Source organism: Pseudomaricurvus alkylphenolicus (genome assembly GCF_011683955.1).
Classification (GTDB): domain Bacteria; phylum Pseudomonadota; class Gammaproteobacteria; order Pseudomonadales; family Cellvibrionaceae; genus Pseudomaricurvus; species Pseudomaricurvus alkylphenolicus.
This window is the reverse complement of the sequence record NZ_JAAQPI010000005.1, coordinates 60,006-78,174: the sequence shown is the minus strand read 5'-3', so window position 1 is coordinate 78,174 and position 18,169 is coordinate 60,006. Positions and strand designations below refer to the sequence as shown.

The 18,169-nt window shown below is 51.5% G+C and carries 14 protein-coding genes; 9 read left to right on the top strand and 5 right to left on the bottom strand.

Annotation, left to right across the window (positions count from 1 at the left end; translation table 11 throughout):
- Positions 1–5 precede the first annotated feature (5 nt).
- Entirely contained in the window at positions 6–557 is a 552-nt protein-coding gene (locus tag HBA55_RS14590) for a 2Fe-2S iron-sulfur cluster-binding protein (RefSeq protein WP_206019807.1), read from the bottom strand.
- The gene (locus HBA55_RS14585) at positions 554–3,373 is read right to left on the bottom strand and encodes a xanthine dehydrogenase family protein molybdopterin-binding subunit (RefSeq protein WP_166992703.1); all 2,820 of its coding nucleotides are present in this window, start codon (positions 3,371–3,373) and stop codon (positions 554–556) included. The genes HBA55_RS14590 and HBA55_RS14585 overlap by 4 nt, the downstream gene beginning before the upstream one ends.
- A gap of 136 nt (positions 3,374–3,509) precedes the next feature.
- Between HBA55_RS14585 and HBA55_RS14580 the strand changes: the two genes are divergently transcribed.
- The 4 genes from HBA55_RS14580 (at position 3,510) to HBA55_RS14565 (ending at position 9,082) form a co-directional block, all read left to right on the top strand.
- The gene (locus tag HBA55_RS14580; protein ID WP_166992700.1) at positions 3,510–4,061 is read left to right on the top strand and encodes a putative antibiotic biosynthesis monooxygenase; all 552 of its coding nucleotides are present in this window, start codon (positions 3,510–3,512) and stop codon (positions 4,059–4,061) included.
- 118 nt (positions 4,062–4,179) lie between these two features.
- A complete protein-coding gene (locus HBA55_RS14575) occupies positions 4,180–4,902 on the top strand; it encodes a TetR/AcrR family transcriptional regulator (RefSeq protein WP_240946107.1) in 723 nt (240 codons plus the stop codon).
- A 223-nt stretch (positions 4,903–5,125) separates the two neighbouring features.
- Positions 5,126–7,420, top strand: a complete 2,295-nt coding sequence (locus tag HBA55_RS14570) for a TonB-dependent receptor (protein ID WP_166992694.1) — start codon at positions 5,126–5,128, stop codon at positions 7,418–7,420.
- A gap of 147 nt (positions 7,421–7,567) precedes the next feature.
- The gene (locus tag HBA55_RS14565; RefSeq protein WP_166992691.1) at positions 7,568–9,082 is read left to right on the top strand and encodes an amidohydrolase family protein; all 1,515 of its coding nucleotides are present in this window, start codon (positions 7,568–7,570) and stop codon (positions 9,080–9,082) included.
- Between the two features lie 65 nt (positions 9,083–9,147).
- Here HBA55_RS14565 and HBA55_RS14560 read toward each other — a convergent pair whose 3' ends face one another.
- Both HBA55_RS14560 and HBA55_RS14555 read right to left on the bottom strand, forming a co-directional pair.
- Positions 9,148–9,756 carry a gluconate 2-dehydrogenase subunit 3 family protein gene (locus HBA55_RS14560; protein WP_166992689.1) on the bottom strand — a complete coding sequence of 203 codons (609 nt, stop codon included), beginning with the start codon at positions 9,754–9,756 and terminating at the stop codon, positions 9,148–9,150.
- 11 nt (positions 9,757–9,767) lie between these two features.
- Positions 9,768–11,414 (bottom strand): GMC family oxidoreductase, encoded by a 1,647-nt coding sequence (locus HBA55_RS14555; protein ID WP_166992686.1) that lies wholly within the window; start codon positions 11,412–11,414, stop codon positions 9,768–9,770.
- A gap of 151 nt (positions 11,415–11,565) precedes the next feature.
- Between HBA55_RS14555 and HBA55_RS14550 the strand changes: the two genes are divergently transcribed.
- A complete protein-coding gene (locus tag HBA55_RS14550; RefSeq protein ID WP_166992683.1) occupies positions 11,566–12,195 on the top strand; it encodes a glutathione S-transferase family protein in 630 nt (209 codons plus the stop codon).
- Between the two features lie 14 nt (positions 12,196–12,209).
- On the opposite strand, the gene HBA55_RS14545 is transcribed toward HBA55_RS14550, so the two are convergent.
- The gene (locus tag HBA55_RS14545) at positions 12,210–13,094 is read right to left on the bottom strand and encodes a LysR family transcriptional regulator (protein WP_166992680.1); all 885 of its coding nucleotides are present in this window, start codon (positions 13,092–13,094) and stop codon (positions 12,210–12,212) included.
- A gap of 141 nt (positions 13,095–13,235) precedes the next feature.
- Here HBA55_RS14545 and HBA55_RS14540 point away from each other — a divergent pair, with 141 nt between their 5' ends.
- The 4 genes from HBA55_RS14540 to HBA55_RS14525 all read left to right on the top strand — a co-directional run bounded on the left by HBA55_RS14540 (position 13,236) and on the right by HBA55_RS14525 (position 18,168).
- A complete protein-coding gene (locus tag HBA55_RS14540; protein WP_166992677.1) occupies positions 13,236–13,883 on the top strand; it encodes an isochorismatase family protein in 648 nt (215 codons plus the stop codon).
- Between the two features lie 49 nt (positions 13,884–13,932).
- Positions 13,933–14,598 carry a pirin family protein gene (locus HBA55_RS14535; RefSeq protein ID WP_166992674.1) on the top strand — a complete coding sequence of 222 codons (666 nt, stop codon included), beginning with the start codon at positions 13,933–13,935 and terminating at the stop codon, positions 14,596–14,598.
- Positions 14,598–15,164, top strand: a complete 567-nt coding sequence (locus HBA55_RS14530) for a hemerythrin domain-containing protein (RefSeq protein WP_166992671.1) — start codon at positions 14,598–14,600, stop codon at positions 15,162–15,164. The genes HBA55_RS14535 and HBA55_RS14530 overlap by 1 nt, the downstream gene beginning before the upstream one ends.
- Positions 15,165–15,828: 664 nt before the next feature.
- Positions 15,829–18,168, top strand: a complete 2,340-nt coding sequence (locus HBA55_RS14525; RefSeq protein WP_166992668.1) for a TonB-dependent receptor — start codon at positions 15,829–15,831, stop codon at positions 18,166–18,168.
- Position 18,169: the final 1 nt, after the last annotated feature.

Below are 18,169 nucleotides of genomic sequence, written 5' to 3'. Positions count from 1 at the left end.
TTCTCTCAGACCACTAACCCGGGTATGTCCAGCAGTGTTGCCTTCACCGCTTGGTAGTAGCGCACATAACCCGTGCAGCGGCAGATATGCTCCCCCAGCGCCTCTTCAATGACCGTCTCCAGTTGATCTCGGGATATCGGATTGGTGCTGAGCTTTTCCACCAAAAGCGTCGCCGCATTGACAAAACCGGGGGTACAGTAACCACATTGAAAAGAGTAATGATCCAAAAAGGCCTGTTGTACGGGTGAAAGCGATACGACCTCGCCGGCATCATTGTGGCTGGCATGACCTTCAATGGTTCGAATACGTTTGCCATTAAAGTAATGCACGCCGGTAATACAGGCCCTCCGTTCTTCTGAAGTACCGTCGTCTTTATCGTAAATCACTGTGCAGGCACGACACATTCCCTGTCCACATCCAAAGTGAGTGCCGGTCAGGTTCATATACTCGTGCAAAAAGTCAATCAACATCAGTCCTTCAGGCACCTCGAAAGGACCTTGAAGTTTGCCATTGATCATGATGGTCAGGGGTCGGGTAGCAACAGCGGATTTGCTCACAACAGCACCTCGCGAATCTTTTCTGGCGTGACGGGCAACTCCCGGAATCGATGTCCGGTAGCATGAGCCAAGGCGTTGGCAATAGCGGGAATCACCGGAATGGTGACACCTTCGGCAACCCCCTTATTGGGGTCGGAGTCGGAAAGCGGCGGCAGAACGTCAGCGCTTTGATGCCAGACAGCAACATCCCTGGCTCTTGGAACATGATAGCGATTGAAGTTCCAGGTGCCATTGCCGGGACCGTCTTCGTAGAGCGGTAAGTATTCGTGCAAGGCATGGCCGATACCCATGGCAATACCGCCCTGTAATTGCCCCGATACCAATTCCGGCACCAGCATTTTTCCACATTCCATGATCGAGTGATGGGAGAGAACGGAGACTTTGCCCGTGCCGGTATTCACCGCCAGCTCCACCAGCATTCCCAGTCCGCTGTAATAGGTTTTGTAAGCCTTTGCCCTGGCGGCAGGGGGAAAATAGGCTTTCAGGCGCGGCAACGGGTGAAATCCCCCGGGCGTTGTCTGCTGTGATTTCTTGCGTTCAGGCGCACCCTCACCATAACGCACAGACAATCCATCAATGGGCCGACGATCCGTTTGACCATCAATCGAAAACTCAGCTTCTGCCCACTGCCATCGATCAAACACATGAGTAACCGCGCCAGTCACCAACCCAAGTTTGTGGGCTTTGGCTGCCAGGGTTGGCAGTGACAGAGGTTGCATGCCTCCTACCGTCAGGTGTCCGTCGATCCACTGTGCGTGTTCACGCTTTAATGTAGAGCCCGTCACCTGCCCTCCGCCAATACCCCGCATCCAAATGGCTAAAGCCGCTGGCCAAAGTCCAAAATCAAAAATAATTCGAGCCGCTTCACGAGTGGCGTGAGAGAAAAAGTAGGCCGAGTTGGTTGCGCTGGAGGGAGAGGCCAAATGCGGAGTCCAAAATGGGTTCTCTGCGTTTCGATCCTGCTCGTCCTGACGCGGTACAAAGGGGTTGCCGCCGCTGACCATTGGCAGGTCTGCCCAGTCGATCACCGCCATGGTCACTTTGTCCGCTGCCCGTCCCAGCCACTCAGAACATACAATTGCCTGACTGGTGGCTGTACCGGTACCGATTTCCGCCCCGGTATGACGCAGATGTATACGCCCGTCGGCACTGAGCTCCACACCAGCAAAGGCGGCATCGACGCCCATACCAAAGTCTTTGTGAATGCAGGCAAAACCCACCCCATATCGATACCCGGGATGCTTCTGCTCGTAGCGGCTCTTGCGCTCAGATCTGTTTTCCCAAAGTGGGTGTTTACGCGCTTTTTGCAGAATTTCTTCAGCGCGAAGCGCCCAGGTCGGCACCGCGCCATGAGAGGCTTTCATTCCCGACTTGAGCACATTCTTGAGACGAAGATCGATCGCATCGGTACCTAATTCTTGCGCAACTTCATCAACCAGCATTTCGGTTGCAGACAAGGTTTGCAGCGCACCGTAGCCTCTCGCTGAACCGGCGTCGACGGCTCGCGAGGCAATGGACGTGGCCTGGAGATCTGATTTGGGAAAATAGTAGATGGATTGGGCCTGGACAATACCCGCTCTGGCAACTGACGGAGAATAGGTTCGACGCCCTCCTCCATTGACTTGCATGTCGGCCTGCAGCGCTTCGAATCGATGGTTATTCTTGTTGACCGCAATGTTGTAATGCATCTTAAAGCTATGGCGCTTGTGGGATGTCTGAAAGTGCTCGAAGCGGTCATGAGATATCCTGAGAGGTCGGCCGCCGGCATAGAAGGCCGCCGCCAATCCAAGGTATGGAAGCGTCTGGCGGTCTTTGGTGCCATAACCCACAGTGTGGCAAGGATGGATATAGAGCTGTTTTACCGGCGCTTTTCCCCGGGCACAGATTTCCGCGACGTGCCTGGCGGCATCCTGTGGCGATTGCGTCGGAATGACCATGTGGAGGCTGTGTTCCTGCTCGTTATACCAGGTGTTGACGCTGTCGGGCTCCAATGCCGCCATATCGGTGGATTGGGAAAAATAATCCCGGCTCAGGACCATCACATCCCGCCCGGGACGTTCGATCTCGCGACCGATTTCCTCTGCGTAGTACATACCGCGCTCACCGACGTCTCCACGGAGATCCGCCTCCGGCCATTCGAGCTCCTGCTTCTTGTAGCCCGGAAAAATTGGGCTGTCCTTGAGACTGGAAAAAACATCTTCATCGTAGGGACTATCGCCCCCTACCCGCACATAACGGTAGCTGCCCCAGGGAGGCCGTTCGATGGGACCAGTCTCCGCCCCGTATTGAATCACGTCTTGCCTGAATTGCAGCGCCTGCTTGGCCAGGCGGAAGCGGGCAAAGTCGTGAAAGATCAAAACGGCAACCGCGGCACCAAGGTGAGCCGCGGTCTCTCCTGCTCTCGCCATCAGGGTGTCATCGAAGAACCGGGGCAGCTGCATCAAACCATCGCGGGTCAGATCCTCGGCGGTCACCAGGCGATCCGGCATCAACCCATTTGCCAGTCTGCTCAAGTTGATTCCTTCGAAAATACGGTCCGCGCGTGTCACCCTTAACACCATGGCGTGAGACTGGTTATCAGGCCATTGAGGCATGTCCTTAGCCCGAATGTCCCGAGCAAAGACTTTACTTCCCGTGACCTTGGCGATGCCGTCAATTCGAAAGCGAGCCTCACCATTGTCCTGCCTCCACTCAATGGGCGACAGTGGCTTGTCCTCAAACAACGCCGCAAATGCACGACTGCCATAAGGCACCACACTGACCGCAATACCTGCGGCCTTAAACTTTAGAAAATCCCGGCGTGTAATCTTTGCCATTCCAGTCACAATATATATTTGTTTTATTAATATCGATTTTATATAGTTTATCGATAATTGCAACGGTGGATTTCAAAACCACGACTTCATTGGATTTTTGAAATAATCGTCAAATGTAACGATATCCGGACTCAAGATGACCCAAATTGACCAAACAGCTCCAAACACGACCACCTATCTAGCGACCCATCGAATCAGGCCGGGCAACAAAGAAGCCTATGAACGTTGTATGCGGGAAGTTATTCACCAACTGCTCGATACAGGCAGTTGCGCCTCGATTGACGTGATTGAGCTGAAGGAAACGGCAATGAATCGGTATCTTATCGTTATTAAGACAACTCACTCAGAGACCCACGACGCATGGTTTGAACAGATCAATGATCTGCTTTGGGACCAATCAACGCCGCTGGAAAAGTGCGACAATCACGGCTGGTTTGTGCAGCCTTCGCCCCAGGCCGTACCGCTGCCGCCCTATTGGAAACGTGCTCTGCTGACCATTAGCTGCGTGTATCCCATGATCATGTTGCTGACATTGTCACTGGATCCACTGATCGGAGATCTTCCGCAGGCACTCGCCATATTCGTGATTGTGGTGCTGCTGGCCTCCTCACTGACTCACCCGATCTTGCCCTGGGCCAATCGCGTGATGGCCCCTTGGCTACACAAGAACACATCGCCGAAGCGATAGTCCGTTTAAATCTAAGCTATCAAAGTGAAATAACGTTCATAAACGTTGCACCTCAGCTGAGAATGAACTATATTCGATTAATGTTCATTGCCATGTATGAGCGCCAGAGACAGATTTGATGCAAAGGAAACGGCAACAACGAGAATTGGAAATCCTCAAGCAGGCAAAGCTGTTAATTGAGGAATCCGGTTACTTTGATATGAAAATATCTGAACTCGGAAAACGTTGTGGAATTTCCACTGGCACACTCTATAGCCATTATCCCTGTAAAGAGGATCTTCTCATCGCTTTGGGCATCCAGAGTATGGAGCGTCGCTATAAAGACTTTCAAGAAGGTGTAAAAGTTGGAGAAACCGGCGCTGAGAAATTAATCGCAACTTGTCTTGTTGGAGCAAATTACGCAGACAAGAATCCATCGTTGGCGGAGATTTCAAATTTGGCCATGTCTCCCTCAATTTGGAAGCGTGCAACGCCAGCACTCTGCCAGCGACACCAGGCTTTGCTAAATGAAGTGTGGGAATTTTTCCTCCAACTTTACAAACAGACGCGATCTGAGCTGAATGAGCAAGAGGAGCCTGAACCAGAGGCCTCCGCCACAACCATGGGCCTAGGGGTTTGGTCGCTGGCGATTGGAGCCGACACTTTGGCTTATTCTGACTTCGACCAACAAACCGAATCATTTGTGCATGAATGGAAGCAGGCGTACATCTGCAACATTGTTCGGCTTTTGAAAGGATGGGGCTGGTCACACGAGGATACGCCTGCGGTCGTCAAGCGGATAGAAGCCAGTCTCGCGAACAGCGATATTGTTAATTTGGGAGAATCAGAGAACGCCGCGTAGGCTTTTTTTTGACCATTATTGAATATTATTCGATTTTTATTCGATTTACCTTCAGGGGTGCGGACAGTTACAGCAAGTGACGGCTAAGGAGAATGGCTTCACAAAGTCAGCCTACTGAGCCAATAACACTACGAGGAGAGAGAAAGTGAAAAAAACGAGAGCATCAAAGAACCCGTTGTCAATAGCGATAACTTCATTCCTTCTTGGAGGGGTGTTGAACCAAATGGTTTCAGCGACAGAGGAATCTGCAAATGACTTTGTGCTGGAAGAAATTGTTGTTACGTCTCGAAAACGTGCTGAGAGCTTACAGGATGTACCAGCGACCGTGCAGGCTTTTTCGGAAAGTATGATTGAAGACGCAGCGATTGAACGCGCATCCGATTTCCTCAACTTGACACCCAACGTAATGATGCTGGACATTCAGGATGCAGGTTCAGCGTTTCTAACCATCCGGGGCATCACCTCAAATAGAAATACAGAACAATCCGTTGCTGTTGTTTACGACGGTGTCCTGACGACCAGCCCCACTGCCCTGACCCAGGAACTATTTGATATTCAGCAAATTGAAGTGCTAAAGGGCCCACAAGGTGCACTCTACGGTCGAAATGCCATCGGTGGCGCAATTTTGGTAACCTCAAAAGAAGCCAGCAATGAAGCGGAAGGTAAGGTCAGTATTGGTAGCGGTAGCGGTGACCGCTCTAAAATATCGGCTGCCTATTCCGGCTCTCTTATTGAAGACAAGCTATTTTTCCGTATCGCCGGAAATTTCACTGACTCGGATGGTCGTATCAAAAACAGAGTCCTTAATGGCTACGTCGACCCTTATAAGGATTCCTCCGGTCGGATCAAGCTACGTTGGGATGTCAGCGACGCAATGAGCATGGACCTTCGTTATAACCAAGCACGTACCGAGGGCGGCGCCTTTAACTTTGACGTATCTTCAAGTTTCTTTCGTCCAAACTTTAATATCGGCAATGAAGCCGGACTTGGACCGGACTGTGGCGCCGCTCCACGTACATGTGATTTGATCGGAGATGCCAACATCACGGTCGAAGATCTGAAAGCCGATAACAATGTTAAAGGGAAAAGTGTCAAAGACCTGGCCGTTGCGTCCTTCAAACTGGATTGGGATCTGGGTTGGGCCGAGTTAACCGCTGTTACCGCATGGGACGAAGTCGATGTCAACAGCTACGGAGATAGCGCTGTTCTTGGTCTCACTGCGTTCAATGGCCTGCCCGACGGCCAGCTGGATACGCCTTACGGCCCTGGCCGTGGCTTTACCCAAGCCGCCATTGAGAGCAGCCAAGCCATTTCCCAGGAGATCAAACTGACCTCTCCCGCTGAAGACAGTCTGCGCTGGATCGCCGGCGCCTACTATGTCAGCAATCAGCGCGATAAATCCATTATCAATGGTATAGACACTGATGATATCGTTATTAGAGCACCCTCCGCTTTTCCATTTGGAGGGCGCGAGGTAAACCCCTCGAGCGGTTATGTTCGAGACAAAACAGACATCGAAGCCTGGGCGCTCTTCGGGCAGCTCGCCTACGATTTGAGCGACACTCTGGAGCTCTCGTTTGCCCTCCGCTACGACGAAGATGTCCGCGAAATCACATCGTTAACACCGACTGCATTCATTCCCGCTCAAGCCACGGGTCAGTTTTTTGGGCAAAAACAAGAGGAAACCTTTGATAAATTGCAGCCAAAACTGAACCTGCGCTGGCAACCCTCAGAGGAGCTGACGGTTTACGGTTCCTGGGGAACCGGCTTTCGCGCGGGAGGTTTTAACCAAACGGGCATTGCCTCGGCCGTAGCGGCGGACCATGCCAGCTTTGATTACCAGCGCCAGATTCAGATTCCTGAAAATATCACTGATGTGTTTAAACAAGAGGAAACCAAGGATATTGAGCTAGGTTTCAAGTCAGTTTTACTCGATGGCAGTCTGCGCCTGAATGGTGCCATATTCAATACTGAAGTAAAGAACAAGCAGTTTTTTATCTTTGTTTCTACCCAGTCGATCAATGCGCAGACGCTGCTTAATATTGACGAAGTCACCATGTCGGGCGTTGAGCTTGACTTCCTCTGGCGCACGCCCCTGGAAGGTTTGGACGTTTTTGGTGCCTACGGTCGCATAAAAAGCGAAATCGATAAATACACCGCCAATGAGGATTTCCCCACCAAGGGGAACCACGCTCCATACGTGCCCGTATACACATCAAATTTTGGCTTTCAGTACACGACTCCAATCTACATCGAGGGCGTCAATGCCATCACACGCCTGGATTACCAACGTCTGGGGCGCACCTATTGGTCTCCGGAGGAATTCTCCAGCCGCGACCCTGTCAACCTGGTCAACGCCAGCCTGGCACTGGAAACCGAAGACGGAACCTGGAGGCTGGCAGCATGGGTTAAAAATCTAACCAACGAAATATACAACGCCGAGTACGATGGCCCTGGTGGTTTTGTTCACCCGGGAAGCCATCGCACATCCGGTATCGACTTGACCTATCGTTTCTAGGGAGTTGTTACGGTTGTCTAAAAACTGCAACTTTGGATTTGGTTGCAGTTTCTCCTCTTAGGGTGGTCCAATGGCCACCCCTTTTTTGAATAACCGATGACTTTGTCGCTGACAGATGACCAGCTGTAAACCGAAAAAGAGAATGATATGCGTAAAAAAGAACTCAACTGTGATAATTCACAGACAAATCAACCTGGTGGAGAACGCCTGGAAAGTAAAGACATGTCCCGCCGAAACTTCATCCGATCAACGACTAGGGGTGCAATGGTTGGGACTATTGCAGGGGCATCTCTGTCCGGCGCTGCGGTTGGCTCCTCAACCAACACGAGCGCAACCGCCAGCCACTTCCCTCAAGGGCGTCATATACTATTGAAAGACGGCGTCGTGCTAACCATGGACTCCAAACTCGGCGACTTTGACAAAGCGGATGTTCTGATTCGGGGATCCAAGATTGCCGCTGTTGGAAAGAATCTGCCCGCATCGGACGGCGTAGAAATGATTGATGCGTCCAATCACATCATCATGCCCGGTTTCATTGATACCCACCACCATAACTATCAACGCGTACTCATTAACCAAATGAGCAATGCACTCCTTTCTGACTATGTTCGGGATATCTACACAGATATAGGTGTCAACCAGTTTTTTCGAGCGGAGGACGCTTATATTGGACAATTATTATCCGGATTAAGCGCGTTGAATCACGGCATCACTACCGTAGTGGATTTATCCTCCGTAGAGCCCACCATTGAAAACAACGATGCGAGCATAAAGGGTTTACACGAATCGGGGGTTCGCGCGGTCTTTTGTCACGGTCGTCAAGACTTTGAGCGTTTGAACAAAACGCATTTCAGCAATAATGATGGGCTTCTGTCCCTGGGATTCAATACCTACTTGACGGAAAGTGACATTCATTTCGCCCGTGAAGCGGGAGTGCCGATCGTCTCGCACGTTGTTCCTTGGTTCAATCCGGAATTCTCGAATATTGTCGTTTCTCTTGGTAAGAAGGGACTGCTGGGCCCGGACATTACTTTCATTCATTGCACCGAACTCACCGATGCGGCCTGGAAAACCATTGCTGATCACGGCGTTCACGTCTCTATTGCCAGCCCGATTGAAATGGTGATGAGACACGGCATGCCTCCCATCCAGAAAGCACTGGATTTGGGAATTCGACCGAGTTTGAGCAGCGATGTAGACGGAACCATGACTCAAAGTCCATTTGCGATGATGCGCAGTATCTTTACGTTACAGCGCATGCTAATTAACCAGCGTTCCCTGCAAGGTGAAGAGAAACTGCCCGAACTTCTGACCACCCGTGAAACAATAGAGCTTGCAACCGTGAACGGCTCGAAGGCTAATGGACTGGAAAACAAAATAGGAACCCTCACTCCCGGGAAAGAGGCGGACATCATCATGCTGACAACGGACGCACTGAATGTGATGCCCATGAACAATGCCTATGGCTCTATTGTCAGCACCATGGATAGCAGCAACGTAGACGCCGTATTTGTGGCTGGCAAAGCCAGAAAGTGGGATGGTAAAATGCTCGATATCGATATTGAAAGAGTAACCGACCTGGCGCGAAACTCTCGGGACTACCTGTTTTCAAAGACCCGCTGGCAGCGATCCGTGCTGGATACATCCCTTTCAGGCACCTGAATTAAAGTAAGCAAACGGATTGAATAGGCGGGTTTCCATGAAACGACAGACAGGAGCTGTGTATATTACAACTTCTGACCCCACTGCGTTCGAAATGGCTTGCGACCCTGCATATGTTCATGGGAGGCCCCTCCCAGCATGTGCACATGACCCGGGAAGCCCGCCAGCTTCCAGCCCACGTGATCACGATTGCCACCGTATTTGGGATCACTCAGAAAGCCCATAACGGTATGCGCTAACAGCGTTTCAAAGAAGGCGTTCTGGCTGACATTGTCCAATTGCCACTCCACCAATTTTCCGGTTTGCAGCTCAAGCAGAAACTCGTCTTGCTGCTGATCAGGCAATTTCCATAAGGAAACCCGGTAACGAAGGGCAACGATTCGATCAATTTCCTCCAGCGACTGTCGGTACATTCCCGCCAATGGCTTTTCCTCTGCAGCCAAGGCTTTGTCAATAAAGTTCACACAATGGGCTTCCAGCGCCCCGGGCTTTTCGTCGGAAGGGATCAGCCGAGCGGTGATCGCTTGAACCGTTTGCCATTGCGAATAGCTGAGGACTTTAGGCGTATCTTTGTCGTCACCGGAAAACATGGCATCTGAAGCCAAGATCACCGGTGAGCCTCCAATAACACCGGCACCAACCCCGGCTAACAGCTTTCTGCGAGAAAGTTCCATCAATATCCCCTTTAAGAAAGATTGTTGTTCTTGGCCTGACGAATAAAATGATCCGCAATCCGATAGGCGTTAGCGACAATCGTCAACGTCGGATTATAGCCACCCGAGGTGGGAAAAAAGCTGGAGTCCACCACCCAGAGATTGTCCACTTCGTGTGTCTGACACCAACGGTTTAATACCGATGTATCCGGGTCATCCCCCATCCGGCAGGTACCCATAATATGAGCAGATCCGCTTTTGTGCTGACTCAAATCCAGTTTCCAGGCGTGTTTGGCGCCGGCGGCCTCGGCGATCATCATCAGTTTGTCATCAAAGTAATCTCTCTGTTTGATGTCATTTTCATGATTCTTATGAGTAATTCTGGGAGCCGGAATACCGAACCGATCTTTGACGTCCGGATCCAGATCAACCCGATTACTATAAACCGGCAAGTCTTCACAGAACGCAATGAGTCCATTCATGTAAGGAAAGCGCTCGATGTAGTCCTTTAGCGGTTTTCCCCAAACACCGTGATCCGAACCATAGTAGGCCGTTGCACTGAAGGCGCTGACGATAGGCGAATTGGCTGGCAACTCCAGAATCGACGCTCCTCGAATAAAGCCGCGGCTGGAATCACTGGGGTGAAAATTGTCGATGGAGATCATACCCGCCGGGCCGAGTGTCCCGCGTTGGGGGGAGTCCATTTCAAACTGCACCAGCGAATCCATATGAAACATGATGTTACGCCCCACCTGACCGTTGCTGTTGGCAATACCACCGGGGTACTTGCCGGATTGGGACAGTTGCAGAAGATGAGCCGAGCCAATGGCATGACAGGCCACGATAATCTGCCGTGCGTGCACCTCCTGGCTATCGCCATTTTGGTCAAAGTAAACCACACTCCGCGCCCGCCCCCGACTGTCCACACCGATCTCATAGGCATAACAGTGGGTTCGCAGATCCAGGTTGCCGGTTGCCTGCGCCCTGGGAATGGACACGGAAAAAGACGACGCTTTGGCATTGATTGGGCAGCCGAAATAACCACACATACCACCATTCATGCAGGCGGGACGCCCGCCAAAGTGACGGGAATTAATGGCAGTTGGCGTCGAAAACGGGTCCAACCCCAACTTCTTGGCAGCGTCTATGATCGCCAGTGAGCCACTGCGATAAGGATGCGGGGGATTCGGATAATCGACACTCCTGGGAGCCCCCCACGGGTTACTACCCGAGTTTCCAGCCACCCCGTAGGCCTGCTCAGCCTTGTCGTAAAAAGGCTCAAGCTCTTCATAGCTGATAGGCCAATCGGCCAGATTAGCCCCTTTTAACGAGCCCTCTGTGGACAGGACTTTCATTTCGTCCGGACGAAAACGCCAAGCCGCACCGTGCCAATGTACCGAGCTGCCACCAACACCGTGCGCCAGCATGCTGTATTGACCGGGTATCGCCTTTTCCCCATCGGTTTCCCGTAACGTTTCCAGAAGATCCGGTGCCCACACCTGATGTTTGCGCACCATGCTGGACAGTTCGTCATGCTCCATAAATTCGGCGTTGTTCCACATTTTTCCGCGCTCTAGCGCCACCACTTTGAATCCGGCGGAGGTCAATTCATCGATCATGACGCCACCACCTGCGCCCGTTCCGACAACACAGACATCGAACACTTCTTTCTTGGCCATCTTTCTGTCGCTAATTATGAAAGGGACGAGCAGTATAACGAGCGATTCCTTCTCATTGCGGACCCATCTGCAACAAAACACAGTCCCAAAAATAGAACAGTACTTCGCGCTAGTATGGGTGATTTGACGATACCGAAGGAGTCATTGCACAATGAAACTGTACAACAGCGACATTCAGTCCAATCCACGCAGAGTACGAATGTTCCTGGCAGAGAAGGAACTGACTCTGGATACCATCGATATTGACATCTTCTCTGGTGGACAGTTTTCCCCCGAATTTAAAAACAAAAGCCCCCTGTGGGATATTCCGTTATTGGAGCTGGATAACGGGCAATGCATCACCCAAGTTAATGCCATTTGCCGCTACCTTGAGACGCTTTATCCGACACCTCCTCTCTTCGGCACTACCGCACAGGAGCAGGCACAAGTAGAGATGTGGAACCACATCGCTTTTATCAATGGGATGCAGGCCATTGCGGAAGTCGCCCGAAACAGCATGCCTGTGTTTGAAGGGCGCGCCCTATTGGGCGCACACAGTTTTGATCAGATTCCGGCGTTGGCAGAACGAGGCCAACAGAGAATGAGGACCTTTATGCTTGACATAAACCATCGCTTATCAGAGGAGAAATTCTTGGCGGGAACGGAATTCTCGGTTGCGGACATTACCGCCTTCGTGGCCATCGACCTGGCACTTTCCAACGGCATTGAACAACCCTCCGAGTGTAGCTCACTTTCTGAATGGCTCACCAAAATGCGTAGTCGCCCCAGCGCCTCAGCCTAGCAAGTGCTATCCAGTTACAGGTTACAGGTTTGGATAAGATAATCGAGAAACGCCTTAACCTTTTTTGTCAATCCGGTTCGATTGGTATAAAGCGCATAGATATCCGGTGAGGGCAGATGCCACTCGGGCAACACTCTCACCAAGGTCCCCGCACGTTCCTCCACTGCACCGATATAGTTTGGAAGGATGGCAATTCCAAACCCATTCATAGCAATGCGTTTGATAGCCACAAAATCATTAAGCATTACCCTGGGTTTGATTTTGACGATACTCAAATCACCGCCTGAATTGAATTCCCACCGGCCGGGGTTAACGAGATCCCCCATTTGGATGCAATCATAATGAACCAGTTCTTCAGGATTGCTTGGTGCTCCCTTTGCCTTGACATAGCCCGGGCTGGCATACAAGTGTAATTCTGCATGCCATATTTTTCTGGCGACCAATGTGGAATCCTGAAGTTTACCCACTCGAATAACCAGGTCACAGGCTTCGTCGATGATCTCCACCCGACGATTGGTGAGTTCGAGATCGATATCAACATCCGGGTTTTCCTGCAGGAATGTCGGCAGCAACGGCGATATCAACATTTGCCCCACCGCAACCGAGGCACTGACCTTCAGTACCCCTTGCGGGTGGTCCTGCATCTGCGCGACCGTTATTTCAGCACTCGCGGCCTCCTCCAGTAACCGGTTGCAGTGCGGTGTATAGAGTTCGCCAATCTCGGTGAGTCGAAAGTGGCGGGTTGTGCGTTCCACCAGCCGTAGCCCCAAACTCTCTTCCAGCTTGCCTATGCGACGGCTAACGAAAGACTTCTGCAACCCCAGTGCTGTGGCCGCCGCGGAAAAGCCGCCATGCTCAACCACTTTGGCAAACAGTGCCATGTCATTCAAGTCCTGCATGTGATTGTTCCTGAATTAGAACAGAGTTAGACATTTTTACCACTTATCTTCGATTGGGCGCAAGACTATATTGATCACTCAAGCGCAGGTCTCAGGACCTATTGGATTTTTTCAGAACTCAACACGAAAGAGGACTCAACGATGAGCCACCCCACCGGCAACCATTTTGGTGAAACACTGACCCCTGACAATGCCGTCCTGGCACTGATAGATCACCAGACTGGACTGCTTAGCGGCGTACGCGACCACTCTCCCAAAGAATTGCAGAACAATCTTAATGGTCTGTTGAACATGGCCAAGGTATTGGAGCTGCCGACGGTTGTAACTTCCAGTATGCCAGAGGGTCCCAACGGCCCCGTAATGCCCGAGATTCAACAGATTCTGCCCGATGCTCCCGTCATAGAACGTCCAGGCGAAATCAATGCCTGGAAAAACGCCGACTTCAAAGGGTTTATTGAGAAAACCGGACGCAAAAAAATCATCATGGCCGGTATTGTCACTGATGTTTGCCTGGCATTCCCGGCTCTTTCGGCAGTCGCGGAAGGCTATGACGTATACGCCGTGATTGACGCCTCCGGAACCTGGAACAAAAATATTCAGGAAATCACCCTGCACAGACTGAGTCAGGCCGGAGTCAAGGTGGCTAACTGGTCAGGCGTGCTGGCAGAAATTATGGACGACTGGCGCAGCGAAAAAGGCATGGAACTCGGCGGCGTCCTCGGGGGCCACATCACTTCCTACGGTTGGGTTTACGCGAGCTATCTCGCACAGAATGCCAATCAAAACTAATCAACCTGCGGTGGGGATTGCGCCCCACCGCCGTCGGAGTGGCGATAGCATGAAGATTTTAAAAAGGGACACACTGAAACGTGGTGGTTTTGCCGGACTCCGGGAAACCCGAGTGGTTATGGACTCAAGAGTGTTTGGGAAACGCGCCAACCCCGGCACCTGGAATGGCCTGGATAACTTTGTCTACCTTGCCGACGCCAGGTTCCTCCCCCACGGTGAAACAAAAATGCACGGCCACCGGGAAGTCGATGTGTTATCCGTGATGGTGGAGGGGCGAATATCCCACGAAGGCTCACTTGAGCATGGCAAAGGGCTCGAAGGAAACGATGTGCAGGTACAGCGAGCTGGCGGTGAAGGTTTTGAACACAATGAAGTGAACCCCGATGGCGAGGAAAACCGCATGATCCAACTCTGGTTTATGCCGCAAAAGAAAGGTGAATCCGCCGGCTACAGGCACTACTCTCCAAAACAGGGTGAACTCACTCGCGTGTACGGTGGCCGCAACGACGACACCTTTGCCAGCTCAACCAAAGTCGACATCGCTTTGATGAACGCAGGCCAGACGGTTGAAGTAACCGGAGAGTACATGGCATACGTTACCAATGGCACCGTCAAAATTCACGGTTCAGAGGCCACCGATGGAGACCTGATCAAAGGTAAGAACCTGGTGATGGAAGCGCTTTCCGACAGTAAAATCATTGTGTGTTCCCAGTGATGAAAACCAATGTCAACTGCGATAGTCTTTCGCTGTACAGTCGCGAAGCGCTACCACCGGAAATCGTTTCGACGCTGCTGTCCCCGCGGCGAGAACAGTGGGGCCGACACCAGTCAATGTTAGCGAGGAGCCAGATCTTTTTTGATTACCATCGGTTACTCTCTGAGGAATCACAACGATTGACTCAAGAGCTGATATCTTTGTTGGATTACGGCAACCTGTTCTTTGTTAATGAGCAGACCTGCCTGAATCTGGACCAAAATCTCAAGAACCTTCTCCACCACACACACCATCATCACAACATAGAAGACCAGCTCTATTTTCCACGACTCAAACGTCAATTTCCCCAGATTAAAAGGGGCATTGATCTACTCGACAACGACCACAAAGAATTGCTGCTGTTGCTGGATAGGATCGAGAGCTTCGATCTGACAAGACTTAAACCTTCCAATCGATACGAACAGTTGGCGCGTTTGCATGCCGAAGTCTCTCAATTGGCGGCCGTGTTTCCACGCCATTTTCACGATGAAGAAGACCTGATCATTCCCGCTCTGGGTAAACTCTGAATCGTTTATTGCCGCCACATATTTCTGATCTCTCTCGTTTGGCAACCCCGACGCCTCGGCGTTTCGGGGTTCTTTTTTGGATCTTCAGGAGAGTTTGTGGGCTGTTTTGGTTTAAGCTATGGAGGTAAAGTGCCATAACCGGCCTTTCATATTCTGGGTTCAGGGCACCATGGGTGTTCGAAAATGCCTGCAACGACCGCACGAATGTAGGCCGGATTAGAAGCGCTTTGCGCTTCGTCGCCTAAAGCGCCTACAGTTGGAATCCGGCGATCCGCCGAAGGATTAAGTTGGCGGCGGCCGCCTATAAACCGCCTGTTACAGCAACATCCCAGGGTGTTAAAAATCGGGCCGCAGCCAACGAACAACACGTGTGGAACCGTCGGATTACGCTCCGCGAAGCGGAGCTAATCCAACCTACGCGGGAGTAAATTCCTGCCGATTCGAAGGGCAGCTCCTCGCACTTTGCTGCGTATCCGTCATCGCCCAACCGCTTGTTGTAAATATAGAACACAAAGTCTCAGGAATCGCCCTACCGACGGCTGCTTCACAGGAATAGTATGATGGATATACAACAATTAAATCGATTATTTGTTGTTATATATTTTTATAAAAATAAGTGCCCTTTGACTCAAAAATAATAACAGACCCACTAGCGGAGAAATTCATGGTTCAATCAATGCCTATCAAAAAAACACTCGCAATCGCCTGCGCTTTGGCTGCTGCGGCAACCATGCCAACAACGACGGTTCATGCCAGCAATCTGGTTTTGGAGGAAATAGTTGTCACATCACGTAAACGGGAGGAGTCCCTAACCGATGTTCCCGCCGCCGTGCAGGCCTTCAGTGAAACCATGCTGCAGGATGCTCATGTTGAACGAGCGTCAGACTTCCTGAGCCTGACGCCTAACGTCATGTTTTTAGACATTCAAGACGCCGGCTCGGCCTTCCTGACCATACGGGGAATGACATCCAATCGCAATACGGAACAATCGGTTGCCGTGGTTTACGATGGTGTACTTACCACTAGCCCCAATGCGCTCACGCAGGAACTTTTTGACGTGCAGCAGATTGAAGTGCTCAAGGGCCCTCAAGGTGCGCTCTATGGTCGCAATGCGATAGGCGGTGCCATATTGATTACCACCAAGCAACCCACTAATGAGGGCGAGGGTAAATTTACCATCGGCGCCGGTAATGCCGACAGAATCAAGGTCCAGGGGGCCTATTCCGGCGCGATCATAGAAGATGAATTGTTTTATCGTGTAGCGGGGTCTTTTCTTGATCACAATGGTTATCACACTAACGTCACCCTGAATGAAGAGGTGGATTTCTTCAAAGACGAGTCAGGCAGGGTTCAGTTAATGTGGCAACCCAGTGACACCTTTGCTATGGACGTGCGCTACAACAAAAGCAGAATGAAGTCAGGCGCCATTAACTTCAAAGTCACGTCACGCTTTCACGATGGTATACCCGCCAATTGTTCACCCTCCACAGCCGATCCCAGGCCCTGTGATATCGTGGGCGATGCCAATCTGACGGTAGATGACAACAAACTGGACAGTAATATTCTTGGGCTCAGCACCAAAGACCTCCAGGGTGCCTCCGTTAAACTGGACTGGGATCTGGGCTGGGCGACGCTGACCAGTACCTCAGCCTGGGACGAAGTGGATGTTTATTGGGCCGGCGATACCCCTGCCGTATTCTTCCCTGGGGCCGATACCCCCTATGGACCCGAGCGCCAGTTTACCAACTCCCAGTGGTCCACCAGCCAAGCGTATTCCCAGGAATTACGCCTGACCGGTGCCGATGAAGAGTCGCTACGCTGGATCGTTGGGGCCTACTATGTGAATAACGACCGTGCGGTGGCATCCACTTTTGGACTCGATACTCACGGCTATGTGGTGGACAACGGTTTTTATCCAATCCCCGGAGGGTTCGACTTTACCAAAGTAAACCCAACACTGGGATTCGCCAAAGACAAACAACAAATCGAAGCCTGGGCGGTATTCGGGCAGCTGGCTTACGACGTCAGCGATGAAATTGAACTGGCCGTGGCAATGCGCTATGACGAGGACGAGAGAACCATTACCACGCTGACACCGGCGCAGTTCATTCATCCAATTGCCGCGGCGGAAGGTCAGTTTGAAGGCAAAGATTCGACCCAGGTCTTCGACAAACTGCAGCCCAAAATCAGCGCCCGTTGGCAACCAAACGGCGACTGGACGTTCTATACCTCATGGGGAGTTGGATTTAGGGCGGGTGGCTTTAACCAAACCGGTATCGCCACCGCCATGCTCGATGGCTACGACAGCATCAGCGACGCCCGTAAAATACAACTGCCCGAAAACCTCAGTGACCAATACGAACAGGAGGAAACTGAAGATATTGAAATCGGGTTTAAAGCGAAATTGCTCGACGGCAGCATGCGCCTGAATGCTTCAATCTTTAATACGGAAGTCCAGGACAAGCAATTTTTTATCTTCGCCCTGACCGATAGTGGTTTGTCCGCCCAGACGCTGCTCAACATTGATGAAGTCACACTGACCGGTCTGGAGATGGATTTTTACTACAGAACCCCCATTGAGGGACTGGATGTCTTTGGCGCTTACGGTCACATTAAGAGCGAGATCGACGAATATACTGCCAATGCCGACGCGGCCCACTTAACCGATGGCAGCCACGCCCCCTATGTTCCTGTTTACACCGGCAACCTGGGAGCCCAATACACGGTGCCGACCTTTATCGAAGGCGTGAATCTGGTAGCCCGCCTGGATTATCAACGTATAGGCAAGACCTATTGGGAGCCTGAGGAACTCTCCAGTCGTGATCCCGTCAATCTCCTTAACGGCCGGCTGGCCATCGAAAGTGAAGACGGCTCATGGGTGTTGTCGGCTTGGGGTAAGAACCTGAATGATACCCAATATAACGCCGAACGAGATGGCCCCTACGGATTTGCCCATCCCGGTGCCCTGCGCAGCTGGGGTATCGAATTTTCGATTGACCTGTAAA

What these genes read in the sequence shown, in the direction of transcription:
- HBA55_RS14580 (WP_166992700.1), top strand. Translation starts at nt 3,510, where the DNA reads ATGACCCAAATTGACCAAACAGCTCCAAACACGACCACCTATCTAGCG.
- HBA55_RS14535 (WP_166992674.1), top strand. Translation starts at nt 13,933, where the DNA reads ATGAAGATTTTAAAAAGGGACACACTGAAACGTGGTGGTTTTGCCGGA.
- HBA55_RS14585 (WP_166992703.1), bottom strand. Translation starts at nt 3,373, where the DNA reads ATGGCAAAGATTACACGCCGGGATTTTCTAAAGTTTAAGGCCGCAGGT.
- HBA55_RS14540 (WP_166992677.1), top strand. Translation starts at nt 13,236, where the DNA reads ATGAGCCACCCCACCGGCAACCATTTTGGTGAAACACTGACCCCTGAC.
- HBA55_RS14545 (WP_166992680.1), bottom strand. Translation starts at nt 13,094, where the DNA reads ATGCAGGACTTGAATGACATGGCACTGTTTGCCAAAGTGGTTGAGCAT.
- HBA55_RS14570 (WP_166992694.1), top strand. Translation starts at nt 5,126, where the DNA reads ATGGTTTCAGCGACAGAGGAATCTGCAAATGACTTTGTGCTGGAAGAA.
- HBA55_RS14555 (WP_166992686.1), bottom strand. Translation starts at nt 11,414, where the DNA reads ATGGCCAAGAAAGAAGTGTTCGATGTCTGTGTTGTCGGAACGGGCGCA.
- HBA55_RS14565 (WP_166992691.1), top strand. Translation starts at nt 7,568, where the DNA reads ATGCGTAAAAAAGAACTCAACTGTGATAATTCACAGACAAATCAACCT.
- HBA55_RS14550 (WP_166992683.1), top strand. Translation starts at nt 11,566, where the DNA reads ATGAAACTGTACAACAGCGACATTCAGTCCAATCCACGCAGAGTACGA.
- HBA55_RS14575 (WP_240946107.1), top strand. Translation starts at nt 4,180, where the DNA reads ATGCAAAGGAAACGGCAACAACGAGAATTGGAAATCCTCAAGCAGGCA.
- HBA55_RS14530 (WP_166992671.1), top strand. Translation starts at nt 14,598, where the DNA reads ATGAAAACCAATGTCAACTGCGATAGTCTTTCGCTGTACAGTCGCGAA.
- HBA55_RS14525 (WP_166992668.1), top strand. Translation starts at nt 15,829, where the DNA reads ATGGTTCAATCAATGCCTATCAAAAAAACACTCGCAATCGCCTGCGCT.
- HBA55_RS14560 (WP_166992689.1), bottom strand. Translation starts at nt 9,756, where the DNA reads ATGGAACTTTCTCGCAGAAAGCTGTTAGCCGGGGTTGGTGCCGGTGTT.